General features: G+C 35.4%; 22 protein-coding genes. 21 read left to right on the top strand and 1 reads right to left on the bottom strand.

Translation table 11 applies throughout. From position 1 onward, the window contains the following. Positions 1 to 111 precede the first annotated feature (111 nt). From aceA to ACTJIP_RS04625, 11 genes are all read left to right on the top strand, one after another. Entirely contained in the window at positions 112 to 1,392 is a 1,281-nt protein-coding gene (gene aceA / locus ACTJIP_RS04675) for an isocitrate lyase (RefSeq protein WP_440704166.1), read from the top strand. A 160-nt stretch (positions 1,393 to 1,552) separates the two neighbouring features. Beyond that, on the top strand, positions 1,553 to 2,125 hold the full coding sequence (locus ACTJIP_RS04670) for an OmpH family outer membrane protein (RefSeq protein ID WP_440704165.1): 573 nt from the start codon (positions 1,553 to 1,555) through the stop codon (positions 2,123 to 2,125). A 117-nt stretch (positions 2,126 to 2,242) separates the two neighbouring features. Further along, positions 2,243 to 2,650, top strand: a complete 408-nt coding sequence (locus ACTJIP_RS04665; protein WP_232538998.1) for an acyl-CoA thioesterase — start codon at positions 2,243 to 2,245, stop codon at positions 2,648 to 2,650. Positions 2,651 to 2,729: 79 nt separating this feature from the next. Beyond that, the gene (locus ACTJIP_RS04660; protein ID WP_077419121.1) at positions 2,730 to 3,896 is read left to right on the top strand and encodes a hypothetical protein; all 1,167 of its coding nucleotides are present in this window, start codon (positions 2,730 to 2,732) and stop codon (positions 3,894 to 3,896) included. A gap of 35 nt (positions 3,897 to 3,931) precedes the next feature. Further along, positions 3,932 to 4,318 carry a hypothetical protein gene (locus ACTJIP_RS04655; RefSeq protein WP_180564499.1) on the top strand — a complete coding sequence of 129 codons (387 nt, stop codon included), beginning with the start codon at positions 3,932 to 3,934 and terminating at the stop codon, positions 4,316 to 4,318. Positions 4,319 to 4,391: 73 nt separating this feature from the next. Further along, positions 4,392 to 5,834: a serine hydrolase gene (locus tag ACTJIP_RS04650; RefSeq protein WP_077419123.1), complete on the top strand. Its 1,443-nt coding sequence runs from the start codon at positions 4,392 to 4,394 to the stop codon at positions 5,832 to 5,834. 220 nt (positions 5,835 to 6,054) lie between these two features. Next, positions 6,055 to 7,308, top strand: coding sequence for an erythromycin esterase family protein (locus ACTJIP_RS04645; protein ID WP_219073196.1), 1,254 nt, complete (start codon positions 6,055 to 6,057; stop codon positions 7,306 to 7,308). Positions 7,309 to 7,394: 86 nt separating this feature from the next. Continuing rightward, positions 7,395 to 7,838 (top strand): 6-pyruvoyl trahydropterin synthase family protein, encoded by a 444-nt coding sequence (locus ACTJIP_RS04640; protein WP_077419125.1) that lies wholly within the window; start codon positions 7,395 to 7,397, stop codon positions 7,836 to 7,838. Positions 7,839 to 7,861: 23 nt separating this feature from the next. Continuing rightward, entirely contained in the window at positions 7,862 to 8,632 is a 771-nt protein-coding gene (locus ACTJIP_RS04635; RefSeq protein ID WP_440704164.1) for a UDP-2,3-diacylglucosamine diphosphatase, read from the top strand. Positions 8,633 to 8,826: 194 nt separating this feature from the next. Continuing rightward, on the top strand, positions 8,827 to 9,819 hold the full coding sequence (locus ACTJIP_RS04630) for a LuxE/PaaK family acyltransferase (protein ID WP_180564496.1): 993 nt from the start codon (positions 8,827 to 8,829) through the stop codon (positions 9,817 to 9,819). Between the two features lie 163 nt (positions 9,820 to 9,982). Beyond that, complete coding sequence (locus tag ACTJIP_RS04625) at positions 9,983 to 10,528, top strand: hypothetical protein (RefSeq protein WP_077419128.1); 546 nt, start codon at positions 9,983 to 9,985, stop codon at positions 10,526 to 10,528. A gap of 148 nt (positions 10,529 to 10,676) precedes the next feature. Here the strand turns inward: ACTJIP_RS04625 and aqpZ are convergent, their stop codons facing one another. Continuing rightward, entirely contained in the window at positions 10,677 to 11,393 is a 717-nt protein-coding gene (gene aqpZ / locus ACTJIP_RS04620; RefSeq protein WP_034696881.1) for an aquaporin Z, read from the bottom strand. Between the two features lie 218 nt (positions 11,394 to 11,611). Here aqpZ and ACTJIP_RS04615 point away from each other — a divergent pair, with 218 nt between their 5' ends. From ACTJIP_RS04615 to ACTJIP_RS04570, 10 genes are all read left to right on the top strand, one after another. Then, entirely contained in the window at positions 11,612 to 12,232 is a 621-nt protein-coding gene (locus ACTJIP_RS04615) for a DUF5715 family protein (RefSeq protein ID WP_047386603.1), read from the top strand. A 63-nt stretch (positions 12,233 to 12,295) separates the two neighbouring features. Then, on the top strand, positions 12,296 to 13,075 hold the full coding sequence (locus tag ACTJIP_RS04610; RefSeq protein WP_232538996.1) for a hypothetical protein: 780 nt from the start codon (positions 12,296 to 12,298) through the stop codon (positions 13,073 to 13,075). A gap of 17 nt (positions 13,076 to 13,092) precedes the next feature. Further along, a complete protein-coding gene (locus ACTJIP_RS04605; protein WP_077419131.1) occupies positions 13,093 to 13,722 on the top strand; it encodes a hypothetical protein in 630 nt (209 codons plus the stop codon). A 200-nt stretch (positions 13,723 to 13,922) separates the two neighbouring features. Beyond that, complete coding sequence (locus tag ACTJIP_RS04600; protein ID WP_228408910.1) at positions 13,923 to 14,504, top strand: sensor histidine kinase; 582 nt, start codon at positions 13,923 to 13,925, stop codon at positions 14,502 to 14,504. Next, positions 14,473 to 15,150: a response regulator transcription factor gene (locus ACTJIP_RS04595; protein ID WP_047386609.1), complete on the top strand. Its 678-nt coding sequence runs from the start codon at positions 14,473 to 14,475 to the stop codon at positions 15,148 to 15,150. The genes ACTJIP_RS04600 and ACTJIP_RS04595 overlap by 32 nt, the downstream gene beginning before the upstream one ends. Before the next feature lie 149 nt (positions 15,151 to 15,299). Next, positions 15,300 to 16,652, top strand: a complete 1,353-nt coding sequence (locus ACTJIP_RS04590; RefSeq protein ID WP_440704163.1) for a T6SS phospholipase effector Tle1-like catalytic domain-containing protein — start codon at positions 15,300 to 15,302, stop codon at positions 16,650 to 16,652. A 251-nt stretch (positions 16,653 to 16,903) separates the two neighbouring features. Further along, positions 16,904 to 17,638 carry a hypothetical protein gene (locus ACTJIP_RS04585; RefSeq protein ID WP_077419134.1) on the top strand — a complete coding sequence of 245 codons (735 nt, stop codon included), beginning with the start codon at positions 16,904 to 16,906 and terminating at the stop codon, positions 17,636 to 17,638. Positions 17,639 to 17,674: 36 nt separating this feature from the next. After that, on the top strand, positions 17,675 to 17,923 hold the full coding sequence (locus tag ACTJIP_RS04580; protein WP_077419135.1) for a hypothetical protein: 249 nt from the start codon (positions 17,675 to 17,677) through the stop codon (positions 17,921 to 17,923). A gap of 135 nt (positions 17,924 to 18,058) precedes the next feature. Beyond that, complete coding sequence (locus ACTJIP_RS04575; protein ID WP_077419136.1) at positions 18,059 to 19,984, top strand: ABC-F family ATP-binding cassette domain-containing protein; 1,926 nt, start codon at positions 18,059 to 18,061, stop codon at positions 19,982 to 19,984. A 146-nt stretch (positions 19,985 to 20,130) separates the two neighbouring features. Next, positions 20,131 to 20,487, top strand: coding sequence for a hypothetical protein (locus tag ACTJIP_RS04570; protein ID WP_228408911.1), 357 nt, complete (start codon positions 20,131 to 20,133; stop codon positions 20,485 to 20,487). Positions 20,488 to 20,579: the final 92 nt, after the last annotated feature.

Here is a 20,579-nt window from a genome sequence, read left to right as displayed (position 1 = left end):
CTGGTTTATAGTTGCTGGTTGAAAATCAGATCATCAATTAACAAACAACAATAGAACCAGCATCTAGCAACAAAATTACTTTCAAATCTAATCAAACAAAATCCAAATATTATGAAAACAAGACAAGAACAAATCCAGGCTATAGAACAAGACTGGCTGACAAATCCACGTTGGAACGGTGTAAAAAGGCCCTATACAGCAGCAGAAGTTTTGAAACTTCGCGGTTCTTATACCATAGAATATACCATTGCTACGGAAATGTCCAAAAAATTCTGGAATAAATTAAATAACCAGGATTATGTGGCAGGACTTGGAGCTCTTACAGGCAATCAGGCCGTGCAGGAAGTAGATGCCGGACTGGAAGCTATTTACCTTTCAGGATGGCAGGTGGCTGCAGATGCCAATTTATCGGGAGAAATGTATCCGGATCAATCACTGTATCCCGCCAATTCAGTGCCTTCTGTGGTAAAGAAAATTAATAATGCATTGCTGAGGGCAGATCAGGTACAATCTGTGAGCGGAGCTGGAGATAAAGAATATCTGGTACCCATCATTGCAGATGCAGAAGCAGGTTTTGGAGGTAACCTGAATGCTTTTGAACTGATGAAGCAGATGATAGAAGCGGGAGCTGCTGCCATACACTTTGAAGATCAGCTTTCTTCTGCAAAAAAATGCGGACACCTGGGCGGAAAAGTATTGGTGCCAACACAGGAGGCAGTCAACAAACTGATTGCAGCACGTCTGGCAGCCGATGTACTGGGAGTTCCGAGTCTTATTATTGCAAGAACAGATGCGGATGCAGCGGATTTACTGACCTCTGATATTGATGACAGAGATAAGAAATTCGTAACAGGAGAAAGAACTGCTGAAGGATTTTATGTAGTAAGAAACGGAGTAGAGCAGGGAATCGACAGAGGGTTGTCCTATGCTCCATATGCAGATCTGATCTGGATGGAAACCTCAAATCCTGATCTGGAGCAGGCAAGAAGATTTGCAGAAGGAATTCATGCGAAATTCCCTGGGAAAATGCTTGCTTATAACTGTTCTCCTTCATTCAACTGGGCGGCAAGGCTGAGCGTGGAAGAGATGTCTACTTTCCGTGAAGAACTGGCAAAAATGGGGTACAAGTTCCAGTTTATTACATTGGCAGGATTCCATGCTTTGAATACAGCAATGTTTGAATTGGCATTAGCTTATAAAGAAAGAGGAATGGCTGGATACTCAGAACTGCAGGAACGTGAGTTTGCCCTGCAGCAGAAAGGATTCAGAGCGGTGAAGCATCAGTCTTTTGTAGGGACGGGATATTTTGATGAAATACAGAATGTTGTTACAAACGGTTCTTCAGCTACTGTAGCAATGAAAGATTCTACAGAAACCGCACAATTCCATTAGTCATTTTTTCCATATTTTTTTGATGTTAAACCTTCCTTATTGGGGAGGTTTTTCTTTGTTTGCCTGCTTTTAATTCATTCAGATTTTCAGGAATAAATGTTATATGATAAGTAATTAAAATTTGAATTATATTTGGGGACGAAAAAATATTATTAAAACAATGAATTTAATTAAAGTACTTTTTATTACATTAGGATTAACGCTTACTGCAAATGCTGCAAATGCTCAACAGAAAATTGGAAGTGTAAACACAGAAGATGTTTTTGCAAGTTTATCTGAAGTAAAAACTATAGGAACTACCATTGATAATCTGACTAAAACAAAACAGACTGAAATTGAAAAGCTGATCAATGATTATCAGACTAAGCTGAAAACGGCACAGGATAAAGAAAAAACCTTAAATGAGTCTAACAAAGAAGCGGTAACTAAAGAACTGATTGCAGCACAAACAGAATTACAAGGTTTAGGTAAAAAAATAGAAGAAACTAGAGCGCAGGCAGCTAAAGATATTTCTGCCAAGCAAAATGAAATGCTTACTCCACTGCAAAAGAAAGTAAGAGATGCTATTTTTGCTGTTGCTAAAGAAAAAAATCTAAGCTATGTATTTGATACAGCAGCACAGGAAGCTAATAACCTGCTTTATACGGACGGAAGTGAGGATATTACGGCTATTGTAAAAACCAAATTAGGTGCTACGGCAACTGCTGCTAAGCCTGCTGGAAAATCTAAATAATAATTTCAATATACTGAATATTGAACGGAATCAGAGAGCATCTGATTCCGTTTTTATTTTAGAAAATAAATTTTTGCTCTTATAGAACGAAGACCGTTCTGTTTTAAAATGATAAATTTGAGTAAACTTTTCATGAGCATGAATTTAATGTACGAAAAACAGATAAAGGTAACAGAAGAACATATTGATCAGAACAACCATGTAAATAATGTACAATATGTACATTGGGTGGAAGAAGTGGCCGCAGAGCACTGGGATCTTCTAAAATATCAAACCGAATATGTAAACGATGCCTGGATGCTCCTGGATCACCATATCCAATATAAAAAACAGGTTTATCTGAATGATATTATCACAGTAAGAACCTATCCTATGGTCCCTGAAGGAGCTAAACAGCCAAGAAAAGTGGAATTTTACTGCAATGATGAGCTGGTGGTAGATTCAAGTACACTTTGGATTCTCTTCGATCCGGAAACCAAGAAGATCAAACGTCTGGGAAGTGACTGGCTCGAGAAATTTTTCTAGATCGTAAAATGATTAAAATCAAAGTAGGAAATAGAATTTTTATTTTTAACCTACAATATTCAATAAAAAACTACATAACATGAAATTCTTTTATTCGCTGGCTTTACTATTGTTGAGCATTGCAGCCCATAGCCAGGACAATCCTTACCTGTTTTCCGATGATATTAAAAAGAAGGTGGAAGATCCTGCTCAAAGTCAATCCTGGAGAAGCCAGATGGGTGCAACATATTACTCCATAAGCGGACACTATAAACCTGCACTGGAAAGTTGGGACCAGACTTTCGGAAGGGTGAAAAAGCTAAACACTGCCGATAGTCTGAAATTCACAAAATTAATCCCGGTCAATGCAAAAGAATATATCCTGAAAAAAGCAGACGATGAGAAAATAATCATCATCAATGAGGCTCATCACAATGCAAGTCACAGAACTTTTGCATCTTCTTTACTTCAGGGGTTATATGATAGAGGCTACAGATACATAGGAATCGAAACACTGGAAGGAGATTCTCTAAATACTGTAAAATTTGCTACCCTCAACAGCGGATATTATTCTAAGGAACCGGAATTCGGAAACTTTATTTATAATGCTTTGAAAATTGGATTCAAGCTTTTTCCTTACGAAGCTGAAGGCAATAATAAAGAAAGGGAAATTGGAGAAGCCAAAAATATTTTCAATTTTATGCAGCAAAATAAAGAAGGCAAATATCTGATTTACTGTGGGTATCAGCATGCTTATGAAGGTATTCATAAATCCTGGGAAAAGACAATGGCTGGGCGGCTTTCAGACTTGACAGGGATCAATCCATTGACCATAGACCAAACTCAGTTTTCAGAAAAAAGCTTATTGAAGTATAATGAACCGCTTTTGAAATTGGTAAATAATACTGTTCCAGTTGTTTTGAAAGATGAAAACCAAATGATCTATAATGGTGAGGACAAAGAGTTGTATACAGATATTAAAATCATTCATCCCGTTACAAAATACATCAAAGGCAGGCCAGGTTGGATGCTGCATGAAAACAGAAAGTTTTATAAAATTCCAGCTGCTCAACTTTCAACATATCCGGTTATGGTTTTTGCATACCGAAAAGGTGAATTTGAACAAAAAGGAATTCCTGCCGATATCATTGAACTCAACACGCCTCAAGACCATCGTTTTTTAATCCTTGATAAAGGAAATTATGATATTGTCATTAAAGATAAAGAGTACAACATCATTCATAGATTTGAAAAAAGAATAAAATAAAATTCAGGCAGAAATCAGTTGGGTAAAATGAGACAATGAAAAATAAGTTGAGGAAAATTACCATTAATACTATTGAGTATCTGTATTCTGTGACAGACCAGTTCCATTCTGAAACAGCAACCAATACTCTGACTGTAAAAATTTTTTTAAATGGTCAGAAAAAAACTCCTTTAATCATTAAATTCCTGACGGCCGATTATTATATGATGGGACAGCCTTTAAAATCGGGTGTTAAGCTGATAAATAAAATTACAGGCTCGGAAGATGAGGTTAATCTTAATGAGCCCAAATACATCAAACAGTTTATTTTATTGGGATTAAAAAAAGGATGGTTGGGAACTCATTCAATAGAAATACAAAACGGACTTCATTATTTGAATGAATTAGGTTTTGAAACAGACAAATTAATTCCCGGAGAATAAAGTTTTTTTCTTCAATGTAATATAATAAGACTAATAATTGTTTTTAATAGAGTAGTAAGAAACAAACATTACCATGAAACCATCCATTTTAACGATACTTTTTTTGAATTTTTTCTTTACGGGTCATAGCCAGACCGCAGACCAGTCAAAAACAATCGATAGCTATATAAAAAAGGTTATCCAAATCAATGAAATACCAGGATTAGCCGTGGGAATCGTTACAAATAATAAAGTAACCTTCCAGAAATACTATGGAACGGAAACCTTAGAGACTGATAAAAAAGTAGATGCCAATTCCATGTTCAGGGTATATTCTACTACAAAATTGATATCAAATGTTGGGCTCTTTCAGCTCGTTGAGCAGGGAAAAGTATCTTTGGAAGATAAAATCTCAAAATATATAGACCATGTGCCCACAGAATGGCAAAATATTCAGGTGAAGAATCTTTTATCACATTCTTCAGGATTACCGGACTGGATTAACTTCAGTGATATTGCAGCAGATACAGCCAATGATGAAGTGATTGCCAGGCTGTCAAAAGAAAAAATGGAATTTGAAACCGGAACTGATTACAGATATAACCAGACCAATTATATGCTGATATCTATGATCATTGAAAAAGTAACCGGAGAAAAATTTGAAGAGTATATCGTGAAGAATCAGTTTTCGGACTCTAAAAATCAGGTGGTCTTTTCATCCAATTCTATTGAAAAAATTCCCAACAGAATTGTAAAATATAGTTACAACAAGGAGAAACATCAATATGATAAATCTACATTTGTAGAAGGGAGAAGAGCACATCCCGCGAATGGTTTGGCCATTACATTACCTGCTTTTTTACAATGGAGTATCCATCTCAGCAAAAATGATTTTCTAAAACCTGCCACACAAGAATTGATGTGGAAACCGTTTGAATATAAAAATAAAGACATCACCTTCACTCATGGCTGGGATATGGGAACTTTTAATAATATAAAATCCTATCATTTTTCTGGTGGAAATGTGAGTGCATACAGAATTTTCCCGGACAAAAATATGGCTGTTGTATTGATGTACAACGGATATAAAGAATTTGCAGTGATGTATCAGGTGATCAATCAGATTGCGGGTATTATGGATAAGCATTTGCTGAATCCTTACACATTGGCAGAAGAATATACAAAGTCTGAACCTCTTGTTCATCCCAATCTTAAAAAAGAAATCTATGGGTATCGTACAGAAAAAGAGAATGTTGTTTTTTCTTATCAATTTCCTGAAAATCAAAGTATAGAATTTATCAGGAATATTTCGGTTTCCGGCTCGTTTAATGACTGGAATCCGGATGATAAGACCTATTATATGAATCTGAAAAAGAACAATACTTTTGAGCTGGTCTTACCAAAGTCTCAGTTTGAAAAAGGAAAAACGTATCAGTTCAAATTTATAATGAATAAGAACGGCTGGCTTACTGTACCTTACAATGCAATCAACGTTGATGGAACTCCGGATAATAATTTAACCTTAAAAATAGATTAAAAAAGGGAGATATTGAACGTGGAAACACAAAAATAAAAGTTTTAGGAGAGCAATCAGAATAGGTTGTTATGATAACCAGTAAAGTAAAGATTGAGTGAGTTAATGAAGAGTTAATGTCATGTTCTGAAGAGAAATTTGTATAACTTATTTTTAAATTTACCGTAACAAATAAGGCTTTTATGCTGTCTTTAGGTAAGAACAAGCCATTGAAAATTATATAATGCTAAAGAAATATTTTTTACTCAATCTCATATTAATTTCCTCCATAGGATTTTCACAGAATACAAAAGGAGAAATACAATTTCAAACTCACTCTACAAGCCAAACTAAGGCTGTAAAAAAAATTAGTGAACACATAAAAGATTATGTAATCGTTGGACTGGGGGAAGGTACACATGGAACCAAAGAGTTTAATGAAATAAGAAGTGAAATCTCAAAACAGCTGATTAGCAAAAATGATTTTAGAATTGTAGCCTTTGAAAGTTCTTATGGTGATGCCGTATTCCTTAATGAAGCAGTGAACTCTGATGTTGATTTAAAAGAGGCATTGAAAAAATATATGACTTCTATCTGGCAGACAAAAGAAATTAATACCCTTTTGGAGTGGATCAGAGCATACAATAAGAATCATAAAGACAAAGTAATCATTTCCGGATTCGATACTGATTCTCTCACGAAGAGTGCTGAAATTTTGAAAAAAACCGATGATTTTGGAAAGGACTATTCTGAGATGACAGGAGAAATTCAAAAAAAAGCCATGTTACAGGATGGAATGTGGGAAAAACAAAATGATCCATCTTTCAGATTGAATATGAAGGAAGTAATAAAAAATGGGACAGAAGGATATATACTCACTAAAAAGGTAGACAGCTTATATGGTAAGAAAATGGATTTGAGTTCAAAACTGGCATTAGAGCATCTCGAACTTGGATTTAAAATACCTTATGAAGCGAGTAAAAAGAATTATGATGTTTCCAGAGATTTTATCATGGCCGAGATGATTAAAAACATTCAGTCAGGGTATGATAAAAAAATGATTCTTTTTGCACATGACGGACATGTTGCATTGAAACCTATACTGGTAGATGGTATGGGAGGGTATTTAAAAGAAAAATACGGAAACAAATATTACGCACTGGCAACAGCTACTGTTTTAGGAACCTATAGTGCTACTGCAGATCCCCGTGCAGTAAAGAACAACAAATACAGCTCTTATCCACTGCCAAAACAATTGGAAAATAGCTGGGAAGAGAAATTGGGGAGCAAAAAAAGTGAAAACTATTTTGTAGACTTCCGCAGCAGCAATGAAGAAATATATGGAAAGGCTTTTAAAATGAGACTTCTGGGATACAACCCTATAACACCAGCAACAGAAAAATTTACCATCACAGAACCCCTTAAGTTAAACGAATGTTTTGATGGAATAATTTTTATAAAACATACAAATGCCGCAGAACACTTATCTACAGATTAAATCCTGAGAATTTCAATAGATTTTGTGAATCAATTTATAGACGGTCTGGCTTTCCAAGTTAGGCCGTTTTATTATATCTTTGCAGTATGATACGTATTACAAAAATTTTTACATTTGAAACAGCTCACGTGCTTTACAACTACGATGGGAAGTGTAAAAATATGCATGGACATTCCTATAAGCTGTTTGTAACAGTGAAAGGAAAACCGATCAATGATATTGAAAATCCTAAAAATGGAATGGTGGTAGATTTCGGAGATATCAAAAGTATCGTAAATTCCGAAATTGTAGATGTATGGGACCATGCGGTTCTTGTAAATGCTCTGTCTCCACACAAAGAATTGGGAGATGACCTGGAACAGAAAGGGCATAAAGTAATCTATTGCAGTTTCCAGCCAACCTGTGAAAACATGTTGTATGCTATTGCTGCTAAAGTAAAATCAAAACTTCCTGATGGAATTTCTTTAGCCTATCTTAAACTTCATGAGACAGAAAACTCTTATGGAGAATGGTTTGCAGAAGATAATTAATAATTTACCCCAAAACTCAGAAAGTGTTAAAGACAACAATTAATTTAGAACCTGGAAAAAAAGTATATTTCGCTTCAGATCAGCATTTTGGAGCTCCCACTCCAAGTGAGAGCAAAGTGCGTGAAGAAAAATTTATACGCTGGATGAATGAGATCAAAGAAGATGCTCAGGTTTTGTTTTTAATGGGCGATCTTTTTGACTTCTGGCATGAGTGGAAACATGTGGTTCCCAAAGGGTATATCCGGGTACTCGGAAAAATTGCAGAACTTAAAGACAGAGGAATTCATATTTATTTCTTTGTCGGAAACCATGATCTGTGGATGAAAGATTATCTGGAAGAGGAGATTGGCTGTACTGTTTTTTATCAGAAACAATATTTTGAAATGGGAGGAAAGCAGTTTTTGCTGGCCCATGGAGACGGGCTGGGACCTGGTGACAAAGGATATAAGAGAATGAAAAAATTATTCACAAATCCGGTGGCACAATGGTTCTTCAAATGGCTTCATCCCGATATTGCGATGAAAGTTGCATTATACCTTTCTCAAAAAAATAAAATGATCTCCGGAGAAGAAGACAAAGCATTTCTGGGAGAAGATAAAGAATTTCTGATCATTTATTCCAAAGAAAAACTGAAGTCAGAGAAGATAGACTATTTCATCTATGGACACAGACACCTCCCAATGGTGCTTGATCTGGAGCAGAGTTCAAAATATATCAACCTTGGAGACTGGATTTCCTATTTTACCTATGGGGTTTTTGAAAAGGATTTTGAACTGAAGACTTTTGAAAAATAAAGCAAAAAAAATTACCCCCAAAAAGAGGTAACTTTCGAACGGGCCGAAATCCATTCTTGTTTTTAATCCATATTCCATTGTGGTATGTGCAAGAAGCTTACCAAAATGTAATTTGTAGATTAAAAAAATATTAAATATCAATATTTTATCTTTATAATTGCTTTATACTGAAGTGATAAGGCGCTCAAAAGATTATGGAATTAAAAAATATATTCAATATACAGACTGAACAGGATTTCCTGAATGCATCATTGAAAACATTTCGCTATCAATATGAAAATGTTGAAATATACAGGAAATTCATCGACTTTCTGAATGTTAATCCTGATGAGGTGGATAGTTTGGTGAAGATTCCGTTTTTGCCTATCGAAATGTTCAAAAATCATCAGATTCTGGATAAGAATGTAACAACCGATCTGTTTTTTCAGAGTTCAGGAACAACGCAGATGAATCTGTCAAAACATTTCATTGCAGATCCGGAACTTTATGAAGAAAGTATTTATAAAAGTTTTGAACAGTTTATTGGGAAGCCGGAAGACTTTATTTTTCTGGGTTTACTTCCAAGTTATCTGGAAAAACAGCATTCGTCATTGATCTATATGGTAGATTATCTGATGAAAAAATCTGCCAAACCTGAAAACGGATATTTCCTTTATAACCATTCTGATCTTTTTGAGTTATTGAATAAACTTCAGGATAAAAAAGTCATTCTTTTCGGAGTTTCCTTTGCTCTTCTTGACTTCCTGGATTACTGTCATTCCGAAAGAAGCGAAGAATCTCTGAATTTTCTTGAAAATTTAATAGTGATTGAAACCGGAGGAATGAAAGGCAGAAAAGAAGAAATGACGAAAGATGAATTGTTGAAAATCTTAAAGGACGGTCTTAAAACAGATAAAATCTACTCAGAATACTCCATGACAGAGTTGCTTTCACAAGCGTATTCCCTTGGGAATAATGAATATGTATGTCCTAACTGGATGAGAATCATGGTTCGGAATGCAGAAGATCCTCTGGCCTATGAAAAAGAAGGAAAAACCGGAGCTATTAATATCATTGATCTTGCCAATACCCATTCCTGCTCTTTTATTGCGACGCAGGATTTAGGTAAAATTACAGGTAATAAATTTCAGGTACTGGGAAGAATAGATCATTCTGATATCAGAGGATGCAGTCTGCTGGTTAGCTAATGCTTTGAATATAACAAGACAATTGTGAATAGTCAATTCGCTTTGCTTGTCAATTTTGTATCATAATAAATAGCTTGCGACTTTTGCTGAGTGAAACGTCTTTGCGAACATTAAACAGCAAGTAAATAAAGAACTTTGTAAACATTGTGTTTATATTTTAACAATGATCAAAATAGAAGAACTCATACACGCCTATATCCATTCCCATTGCGATTTTGAAAAAGAAATCGTACTGACCAATTATTTTCAGGCCGATTGGGAAGCAGATATTCTGATCATAGATTCAGAAGGGGGAAGTCATGAAATCGAGATTAAGTTTTCGAAAAGTGATTTTAAAAATGATTTCAAAAAATCATATCTCAATAAAGATACCGGAGAAAAATTTTTGAAGCACGATAAAATTTCCTGTGGAGATTATATGTGTAATTCTTTTAGCTTTTTACTTCCGATGGGAATGATAGATGCTGCCCTTATCCCCGAACACTGTGGAATTATTGAATTTTACCATAACGCAGACACCTGGGAAACCGAATTTTATCTGATCCGCCCACCCAAAAAACTTCATGAAGATTCTTACTGGAAACTGAATGATAAAGATTTTTTTATAAGGAAAATGGCGCTCAATCTTCTTCAGCGTAAAATGGAGATCAAAGGAAAGCATGAAGAACTGATCTTCAAAAACCCTTTTGATATCAAAAAACTGAAATAAAGCCAGGAGATTATGGTAAATAAAATGATATAATTTTAACGCAAAGTTCAATTTTCTATATTAAAAATTTAGAATAGTGTATTTGTGATCATAAAATAAAAAAATCCTGCCGCCTGACAGGATTTTATCATTGAATATGATTTTAAAATTAATCTGCAATTTCTGCGGTGTCTCTCTGAAGCAAGAACTTGTAAATCAATCCTCCTACAACTCCTCCTAAAATAGGAGCTACCCAGAACAGCCAAAGCTGTGACATGGCAATTCCTCCCATGAAGACAGCCTGTGAAAGTGATCTTGCAGGGTTTACTGAAGTATTTGTAATAGGAATAGAAATCAGGTGAATCAAAGTAAGAGCAAGACCGATAGCAAGACCGGCAAATTTACCGTTGGCCCATTTATCTGTAGCTCCCATGATCACAATAAGGAAAAAGGCAGTTAATAAAAACTCAGCCAGGAACGCAGCTCCCATACTGAAAGCTTTTCCGTTGTAAACGGCCTCTCCGTAAAAGTTCGTGGCAAAATCTCCGGGTTTTGAGAATTCTACCGCTCCTGCACCATTTAGGATTGTATACAGACATCCTGCTGCTACAATGGCTCCCAGACACTGGGCTACGATGTAAGGAATAAGATCTTTGGCAGGAAATCTTCCCCCGGCTAAAAGTCCAAAAGAAACTGCCGGATTAAAGTGTCCTCCTGAAATATGACCTACAGCGTAAGCCATCGTAAGAACAGTAAGACCAAATGCCAAAGCAACTCCTAAAAGTCCGATGCCAATGTCGGGAACACCGGCTGCGAAAACAGCGCTTCCACACCCTCCGAAAACAAGCCAAAATGTGCCGAAAAATTCAGCGAAAAGTTTTTTTATCATGTTGTTTATTATTTATGTATCTCAAATGTAAAATTTAAATCTTAAAGTAAAAAGTTAAAACTGAAAAAAAAACTCAAAAAAGAATGAACAAAAATTATAAAATCGATAATTTGGTGTAAAGTTTGTTTGGAATTTATTTATACAGTATTATAGTCGGTTTTGAAAGATATAACATAAATGTTTTATCTTTCATTTGTAATTTAAAAGGATGGTGAATGAGAAAGTTTCTTTGTGTGGTCTTTGTACCCTTTATTTATAGTTTACATTATTCGCAGGCAGCAAAAAAGGCTTTTCCCTGCTATGATCTTACTACTGTACTGAAGGTTGAACCTACACCGCTTTACAAACCCCATCTTGATGCCTCAAAGAGTTTTGGAATACAGCTGTTGAAAGACTCCAAAACAGTACAAAAGTATATCAACAAAGGTAAATTCCATAAAATAAAGAAATCTGGTAAAGGATATCAGGTTCAGAGACTTGATTACAGCAGGGCTTATATGGTATCCAAGGCCAAAACTACCCTTGAGAAGATGGGTTCAAAGTTCAGTAAAGATACAAAAGGAGGTACTTTTACCGTTTCATCCATTACCCGGACTCTTGAAGACCAATGCCGGTTGAGAAGAGTAAATTCTAATGCCTCACTAGGGATTAGTTCTCACAATTATGGTAACTCTTTTGACATTTCTTATGTAAGATTCAACAATGTTCTGAAGTACAATCCGAAAATGGAAATCGCTCTGGAGAAAGTTTTAAAGTATTATCAAAATATCGGTAGAATATATTACATTAAAGAAAGACAACAGAGCTGTTATCATATTACAGTGAAAAATTATTAATTAAAATCTTACTTGCGTAGCATGTTTAGTTTATATATTTTTATAGAACTAAAAACTATGCTTATGTCAACATTAAACATTGTAGACTATATGCTGCCTGTAGAAGAATGCAAAGCAGCATCAAACGAATGGAAAGCGTACTTCTCTGACTTTTCCAAAATTCAAAAGCTGATTCCTACCAACTATGTTTTTAATATTTCCAGTGAACACCTTGAGTGGATGAAGGAGTTCAAGGACTATAAAGACTTTTGTGCAGCAGTAGGAGTTTATAGAGATCGTCTGATTCTTATTTTTTACCCTATGAATAACGAAGGGGTAAAAATAGACGTTAAAGAATATCCGTACAGTTTCCTTACCGAGCTTGACAGAGACTTGAGACTGCAGGAGATTCAGGAATACACTATTGTTAGAAATGCTGTTCTTTCTAAAAATCTTCAAAGCACAGAGAAGAATGCTAATATGGGATTCCCGGTTTCCAATACACCTATTCTTGAGCAGGATATAGCAGTATCAGCTATTGAACGTTGGAGAAACGAAGGTATGGAGTGGTTTTATAAAGAATGTAGAGAAAATGAAGGTATTGGAATTTTCAGAAAATTCTATGTTCCTACCGCAGACCTTTGCCTTGAGGATGATGGTTTGCTGGGTATTACCTGTTCTTTTGGCCTTAGATACAATGATATCTATGGGAAAATGCTGGTAACTCTTATTTTTATTTCTACCCGATCAAATCTTAGAAATTCGGAGCTGGGAGCAGAGACCATTTCCAATACATATGACTGGGCAAAACCATGCCCTCCTATCTGCCGTATTCCGGACGTAGATGTCGGAAGTGGATTTTAAAAACGATAAACTGAGGAATGGCTGAACTTTATAAGGCAATTTTATTCCTGAATTATGCACTGCTTCTATCTGTTATACTGCTGGGAGCAGCAAAATACCGCATATTAAACCAAAAAGAAAAGCCGTATTTTTATTGTATTGCTTTTCTTTTTTTTATTGAACTGCTGAATCTGGCGCTGCCCTATATCTTCAGACTCAATGATACATCATTTCTTTATCCCTTTTATATTGCAGGAGAGTTTTTCTTGCTGACAGGTTTATTTATCAGAAAACTGGATTGGCCGAAATATGTTCTGGGACTTACAGGCCTGCTGGCGGGAGGTTTTATGATTTCAAAATATGGGTTTGATTATCCGTCCAATGCCGATATTGCAAAAGTGGTTTCCAATATTGTTATCATCTGCCTTTCCGGGTTTACCCTGATCCGTGAGATTAAAAACACCTCTGTACAGAATCAGAATCGTTTTATTCTGGTAGATGCCAGTATTTTTTTCTACTATTCTGTTTCGGTATTTATTTTTATCATCCAACATCAGATTGCAGAACTGTCGGAAAACGATTATTATATTATTCTCAGTGCCAATAATATTCTTTCGAGTATTTTGTACTGTTCATTTTTATATACTTTTATCAAATTAAAGAAGTAACTTTAAATATCAATCTGCTGATCCTTATAATTGTTACCATAACAGTTATAGTATCCTTTATTCTGCTTGCCTACAGAGCTTTTATAACCAGAATTATTAAAGAGAAGAGTGTACAACATGAGGCTGAAGTTCTTCACCAGAAAAAACTAGTACTGGAAAACATCAAAGCCCAGGAAGAAGAAAGGAAAAGAATTGCAGTAATGATTCATGATGATATCGGAAACCGCCTCAATATTCTTTCTTTATGGCTGAATAACCTCGATACCCAGGGTGATGATCTGATTAAAAAAAATATCTATGGCCAGATGTCTTCCCTGATTGATGCCGCCAGAAGTATTTCCCATTCATTGTACCCTGTAAATCTGGAATCGGTAGGATTGGTTTTATACGTTGAAGAATTAATAGCCAACCTTTCCCATAAAATTAATATATCCCTGCAGGTAATGCCGGGATATGAAAAGAAAGATCTTTTCGTAGAAGTTCAGCTGTACCGGATTATTCAGGAATTTACCACCAATGTGATCAAGCATTCAGATGCAGCAGATCTTTGGATCTATATTAAAGATTATCCTGAAAATATGGCTGTCATTATTTCTGATAACGGACAGGGTTTTGAATATGAAGAAGTGAAAAAAGGAATGGGAATAAAAAATATAGAATCCCGTATCAAATCAATGAACGCAACACACAAATGGAAAAAAACTTTTTTAAATAAAGGAAGTCGTTTAATCATAAAAATTCCAAAATATCATGAGTTCCCAAATCAAACTAGCACTGATTGATGATGAACAGCTGATCCTCGAAGGGGTAAAAATGTTGCTGTCTAATGAAAAAAATATATCGGTATGCCTTACCGCAGATAACGGGCCCGATTTTATAGATGACCTCGGAAAACTTTCAAAAGATGAATTTCCTGATATTGCTCTTGTAGATGTTCAGATGAAACCTATGAACGGTTTTGAACTGGTAGAAATCCTGAAGGAAAAATATCCTGACCTCAAAATCATTATCCTTTCATCTCATTATAAAACCTCTATCTTAGGATATATGGTCAAGCTGGGAGTATCGGCATTTCTTCCCAAAAATTCAAATAAAAAAACATTTATTGATGCCATCACGATGGTTGATAAAAATGGAGTTTTCTTTACGGCAGAAGACCATCAGATGCTTTTTACTTATATGAATGGTTCTGCAAAGAAAAATTCTCTTTTTGAAACAGAAGATGAGCTGTCTGAAAGAGAAAAGGATGTAGTAAAACTGATCTGTCAGGAGTTTACCAATAATGAAATAGGAGAAAAGCTCTTTATCAGCCCCAGAACCGTAGAAAGCCACAGGCAGCGTATTCTGGAGAAGATAGGAGCCAAAAATACTGTAGGGATAGTGATTTATGCTATTATTAACAATATTTATTCCCTTGAAAAAATGTAATCTGATTCCGTAGAAATACGGAATTTTTTATTTGGTACTTTTCACTCTACCTAACCTTGTTTTTCTTCTGTTATTTTGGAATGTCTCTTTTAGGGATTTTATTCAAAAAAACACAAACAAGATCTGTAATAAAAAATTAAAGTAAAAACATGAATGGCAGTAGAGTGATTTCCGTCGGGATTTTCTTTGACGGTACAGGAAATAATGGAGTAAATATTCTTTCACCGGATAAACCGCTGAACAACAATAAGAGTTATTATGGTACTTTCACCAATATCTATAAATTATACAGCTTATTTATTGGTGATGAAAAAATATATATCGAAGGAATTGGAACCGTAACGGGCAGTGAAGATAATAATTTTGCTATGGCAACATGTGCAAATCCACCCTATGGCAACGGATATTCTTCTGATGATAAACTTCAGAAAGCAGGAGATTTTGCACAGCAGATGATCCATGATCAGACAATAGAATACCATTTTTATATATATGGATTCGGGAGAGGAGGAATGCTGGCAAGAACTTTTTGTAATCAGCTTTTAACTCATTATTCTCTGGGAAACTGCAGAATAAAATTTTTAGGAGCTTTTGATACGGTAGAATCCAAACCTTTCAATACTTATAATCTGAATATCCCTGCTCAGGTAGAGAATGCTCTGCATATTTGCGCAGTAAATGAGAGCCGCTTTTTCTTTCCACTTACCGGTTTTTTTGAGAACTCAAAAATAATGGAAGATCAGAAATCAGAAAATGTGTCTTCCGTTTGGAAAGAAATCTTTGTGCCGGGTGATCACGCCGATATCGGAGGAGGATATCTTGAAGGTCCGCAGTCTGTTTATATTTCTACAGACTTCATTCATATTGATGATCTGCATCATTATGTTTCAGATATCAGGAATGAAAAAACCAATGCTGAAGGCAATAAAATCTGGGATGCTCTGCTTTCCGGATATGAAATTGAGACTGCCAATGGTTTTTCACAGGCATATGTGTGCCGGGATAAGGTATACAATGACCTTTCAAAAGTATATGGGAAATTGATGCTGGAAGAAACCAATGCTAAAGTATCCGTTTTCAGTACAGAAAACGATGCCTATTTTGGAACAGATTATAATAAGCATCCCTTTCTCAGTCGTTTTTATATCAAGATAAAAGAATATATAAAAGATCTTTCTGTGGGTAAAAAGCCAATCTATGATTTCGGAAAATTTGCAGACTACACCCATATTTCAGCAAATTTCGGGTTATATAGTAACAGCTTTTTGAAAAGATCCCAGCGGGAAATTACTATTGAATTGATTAATAACGGATTAAATGTTTCCAGCTGTACTTCCGTTGATCAAACCAGCCGGACAAGGCTTTCCGCTGAGCTTCATCTGCCAGAAGACAGTTTTGTTGCAGATTTTCTGTATGGGACCAGTGTTCCCAATAATGATGTCTGGGATCGTTCTATTTTAAAAACACCGGCAGCCATTACATTAAATGAAATTAAGAATTAGTGCCAACGCTTCTCAGTTTTAAATTTAGGTTAGGGGGACATCATGTTAGATGTTCCCTTTTTTATAAGTTAATGATTATCAGTGAGTACAATTACTGAATTTTAAATTTGGTATTTTATACGGTATTTTTTGGATGTTAAATCTCGTTACTTTGAATTGTTCATTTCGCGAAGCTTCAAAATATAATAGGAACAAAGGCGTATTCTGAAAAGCCTAATATCAAAAGAGTAAGAACACCAAAGATTAAAACAATGGAAAAGACACTCATTCAAAGAGCAGGTACTAGAATATTCTCAATTAACTTTGATTTTACCTCAGGGGAACAGAACGAAATTTTACAATATCTGCAGGCAAATGCTTATAGATTAATGGGATACAAAGGGGCAACGGGTACGAACCAGATTACTTCAGGAGTGCCGGCTTGGTTTGCTATTGATTATAGCAATATGTTTGGCATGGTGGATATTGATTATGAACCGGAATATAAAGTATATGTTTTCAATAAATCAATGATTGCTCCCAATACGACAATTCAAATGCAGGCATTATCACAGGAAATACCTTTAGGAACAGCTGTAAGTTTCCATCCAAATGGCTCATTTTCTATTAGGGGGACAGCCCCCGAAGGAGTAATTACGGTAAGAAATGAAAGACCTTTGGGTACTCCAGATCTCACAATAGGACTTGCAGCAAGAGTAGATGGACAATTTTTACCCTTTTGTGCATTTACTTCTAATGCCCAGGGACAGGTGAGTGTGGAGCCTAATGAAAATATAGTTTTATTTGCTGCTCAAACAAATATGAGAGAAGGTACTGTTACAAGTAATGCACTAGCACCAGGATGTGAATTTATGTTCAGTGATAAAAATACAGATTATGATTTACAGATGATTCAGGGAACATATGGTATTACAAATGCACCAGGAGGAGCTTTCGTGGACAAAGTATCTTCAGGACAATCTTTGAGAGAGCTTCTCAATAGATAAAATAATTTTATATCAATCACCAAAAACAAAATAATTATGAAAGTTTCAGAATGGCTTAAAAAAGCAAATAAACTTCTAGATACTTGTGAATATCAAATCAGTATTAAAAATGGGAGTAAACCCATTACAATGTCAGAAGCTAAGACTTTGAATGAATTGCAAGTTGCAATAGGGTCCAACCACGGGATCAAACAGGTAAAATATAAAGAAGCTGAAGCAACCCTTGTAGAAATGATTGCTATGGTAGAAGCAGGGCAGAAAACCCCACCGCTTACTCCGGGATAAGACCTTATAAAATCAATTCATATCCAAAAGAAAGCTGTCCGTTTTGGATAGCTTTTTTTATTTCTGGGCTATTCATTTCTTTTTCCGTATTTTTGCACCCGAAAATTCATTATTCATTACTAATTATCAATTAAAATGCTTTCGGTTCAAAGTTTAGGATTACATCATTCAGGAAATTATTTATTTCAAAATGTCAATTTTACCATCAAAAAAGATGATAAAGTTGGCCTCGTAGGAAAAAATGGAGCGGGAAAATCCACTTTATTGAAAATGCTGTCCAAAGAAATTAATTTCTACGAAGGAGAAGTGGTCACTGAAGGAAGTGTTACCATTGGTTTCCTGAAACAGGATCTTGATTTTGTAAAAGGAAGAACTGTTTGGAACGAAACAATGCAGGCTTTCGAGCAGATTAATGCCTGGAAAAATGAGCTTGAAGAAGTGAATCACCAAATGGCTGTCAGAACAGATTACGAAAGTGATTCCTATACGGATTTGATTAATAAAATGACCGAGCTGAATGACCTTTTAATGAACCACGATGCCTACAATCTTGAAGGTGATATGGAAAAAGTGTTATTTGGTTTAGGATTTAAAGCAGATGATTTCCAAAAGGTTACTGATGAGTTTTCAGGAGGATGGAGAATGAGAATCGAACTGGCAAAATTACTTCTTCAGAAGAATGATATTATGCTTCTCGATGAGCCTACCAACCACCTGGATATGGAATCTATCATCTGGCTTGAAAACTTCCTGAGAGATTATCCGGGAGCTATTGTTCTTGTAAGTCACGATAAGCAGTTTATGACCGCTGTTTGTAACCGTACTTTTGATATTAATAATAAAAAAGTTGACGACTATAAAGCCAATTATACCAAATATCTTGTCATGAGAGAAGATCGCCGTGAAAAGCTGATTCAGGCTAAAAAGAATCAGGATGCGGAGATCAAACAGATGGAAGACAATATTAATAAGTTCCGTGCAAGTGCTACAAAAGCATCTTTTGCGCAGTCACTTATTAAGAAATTAGATAAAATAGAACGTATCGAAGTTGATAATGAAGACGTTTCAAAATTCAATATCCGTTTCGTACAGTCTATGGTTCCGGGGAAAGTGATCTTCGAAGCAATGAATCTTGGAAAATCTTATGGACAGAAACAGATCTTTGATGATGTAGATTTCATCGTCCAGAGAGGAGACAGAATTGCTCTGTTAGGACAAAACGGACAGGGAAAAACAACTTTGGCTAAAATTCTGGCAGGAGATATCAAAGATTATTCAGGAGCATGGAATCTTGGGCATAACGTTAATATCGGATACTTCGCACAGAATCAGGAAGAGGTTTTAACTCCTAATAAAACGGTTCTTGAAGAAGCGGAGGATGCAGCAACGGAAGAAACAAGACCTAGAGTAAGAGATTTACTAGGATCTTTCCTTTTCCAGGGGGATGCTGTTTCAAAGAAAACAAAAGTACTTTCCGGAGGGGAGAGAAACCGTCTGGCACTTTGTAAACTGTTGCTTCGTCCTTTCAACACGTTGATCATGGATGAACCTACCAACCACCTGGATATTCAGTCTAAGGAAATTATCAAGCTTGCACTGCAGAATTTTGAAGGGACTTTAATTGTGATCTCGCACGACAGGGAATTCCTTCAGGGACTTTGTGATAAGATTTATGAATTCCGTGACGGGAAAATGAAAGAATTCCTTGGAGACATCAATGAATATCTTGAATACAGACAAAAGGAAACAATCAGAGAGATTTCTGCAGAAAAAGCCAAACTTCATCAGGAAGTAAAGGTAGAACCTAAGAAAGTGGAAGAAAAACCGGCTGTTAGCACCCCATCTTCAAATATCGTTAGTAAAGAGCAGAAAAATATTCAGAATAAAATCAAGAAAGTAGAAGAGAGAATTTCCGAACTCGAAACAAAAATAGAGGAAATGGAAGCTTCTTTTGCCAAAGAAAATCCTTCAGATGAAACCTTAGAAAAATACAATAAAACTAAGGAAGACCTGGATACAGCTCTACAGGAGTGGGAATATCTTGGTACACAGCTTGATTAAAAAAATAGAAATGCTTCATAAACTAAAAATTATGAAGCATTTTTTTTGTAACAAAATACTTTTCATTTCTACCTATTATCAATAAGTCATAAGTAATTTAATAAAAGTTTAAGGAAACAATTGAATTATTTTCATAATTTTGAACCATGATTTTTAAAGAAAGCAGAAACCTAAAGAGTTTTATCTCCAAGCTATTGTTTGGAGTATATTTCCTCGCGCTGCTTTCTCAGAGCTTTCACCATCACGATGCTGTAGATTATTTTAAGGTTTTCAATCTTAAAAAAACAGAGAATACGGTGACGAAAGCAGTTACTAAAGAGAAAGCTGGCGACTGTCTGGCCTGCCACTTTTTGGTTACCGGACATACATTAGCTCCTGAAGAATTCAGTTTTACTGTTGAGCATTACAGCCATGAGGTAAAACAAATCATCGCCATTCAGGAGAAAATCTGGTCACAGACCAAATTTAATTTTCAGCTTCGGGGACCTCCCACAATTTCATAATTCATAGATTCTATAGGGTTTAAAGTTTAATACTTTAAGTTCAATGTTTAATGCTTAAAAATTTAAAGTTTTAGGTTTAAAGTTTTAAGTTG

The organism is Chryseobacterium sp. 22543 (genome assembly GCF_052044565.1).
Taxonomy (GTDB): domain Bacteria; phylum Bacteroidota; class Bacteroidia; order Flavobacteriales; family Weeksellaceae; genus Chryseobacterium.
The sequence above is the reverse complement of the archived record's forward strand: the minus strand, read 5'-3'. Positions and strand labels throughout refer to the sequence as shown.

What these genes read in the sequence shown, in the direction of transcription:
- aceA (WP_440704166.1), top strand. Translation starts at nt 112, where the DNA reads ATGAAAACAAGACAAGAACAAATCCAGGCTATAGAACAAGACTGGCTG.
- ACTJIP_RS04670 (WP_440704165.1), top strand. Translation starts at nt 1,553, where the DNA reads ATGAATTTAATTAAAGTACTTTTTATTACATTAGGATTAACGCTTACT.
- ACTJIP_RS04660 (WP_077419121.1), top strand. Translation starts at nt 2,730, where the DNA reads ATGAAATTCTTTTATTCGCTGGCTTTACTATTGTTGAGCATTGCAGCC.
- ACTJIP_RS04655 (WP_180564499.1), top strand. Translation starts at nt 3,932, where the DNA reads ATGAAAAATAAGTTGAGGAAAATTACCATTAATACTATTGAGTATCTG.
- ACTJIP_RS04650 (WP_077419123.1), top strand. Translation starts at nt 4,392, where the DNA reads ATGAAACCATCCATTTTAACGATACTTTTTTTGAATTTTTTCTTTACG.
- ACTJIP_RS04645 (WP_219073196.1), top strand. Translation starts at nt 6,055, where the DNA reads ATGCTAAAGAAATATTTTTTACTCAATCTCATATTAATTTCCTCCATA.
- ACTJIP_RS04640 (WP_077419125.1), top strand. Translation starts at nt 7,395, where the DNA reads ATGATACGTATTACAAAAATTTTTACATTTGAAACAGCTCACGTGCTT.
- ACTJIP_RS04630 (WP_180564496.1), top strand. Translation starts at nt 8,827, where the DNA reads ATGGAATTAAAAAATATATTCAATATACAGACTGAACAGGATTTCCTG.
- ACTJIP_RS04625 (WP_077419128.1), top strand. Translation starts at nt 9,983, where the DNA reads ATGATCAAAATAGAAGAACTCATACACGCCTATATCCATTCCCATTGC.
- ACTJIP_RS04615 (WP_047386603.1), top strand. Translation starts at nt 11,612, where the DNA reads ATGAGAAAGTTTCTTTGTGTGGTCTTTGTACCCTTTATTTATAGTTTA.
- ACTJIP_RS04610 (WP_232538996.1), top strand. Translation starts at nt 12,296, where the DNA reads ATGTCAACATTAAACATTGTAGACTATATGCTGCCTGTAGAAGAATGC.
- ACTJIP_RS04605 (WP_077419131.1), top strand. Translation starts at nt 13,093, where the DNA reads ATGGCTGAACTTTATAAGGCAATTTTATTCCTGAATTATGCACTGCTT.
- ACTJIP_RS04600 (WP_228408910.1), top strand. Translation starts at nt 13,923, where the DNA reads ATGATTCATGATGATATCGGAAACCGCCTCAATATTCTTTCTTTATGG.
- ACTJIP_RS04595 (WP_047386609.1), top strand. Translation starts at nt 14,473, where the DNA reads ATGAGTTCCCAAATCAAACTAGCACTGATTGATGATGAACAGCTGATC.
- ACTJIP_RS04590 (WP_440704163.1), top strand. Translation starts at nt 15,300, where the DNA reads ATGAATGGCAGTAGAGTGATTTCCGTCGGGATTTTCTTTGACGGTACA.
- ACTJIP_RS04585 (WP_077419134.1), top strand. Translation starts at nt 16,904, where the DNA reads ATGGAAAAGACACTCATTCAAAGAGCAGGTACTAGAATATTCTCAATT.
- ACTJIP_RS04580 (WP_077419135.1), top strand. Translation starts at nt 17,675, where the DNA reads ATGAAAGTTTCAGAATGGCTTAAAAAAGCAAATAAACTTCTAGATACT.
- ACTJIP_RS04575 (WP_077419136.1), top strand. Translation starts at nt 18,059, where the DNA reads ATGCTTTCGGTTCAAAGTTTAGGATTACATCATTCAGGAAATTATTTA.
- ACTJIP_RS04570 (WP_228408911.1), top strand. Translation starts at nt 20,131, where the DNA reads ATGATTTTTAAAGAAAGCAGAAACCTAAAGAGTTTTATCTCCAAGCTA.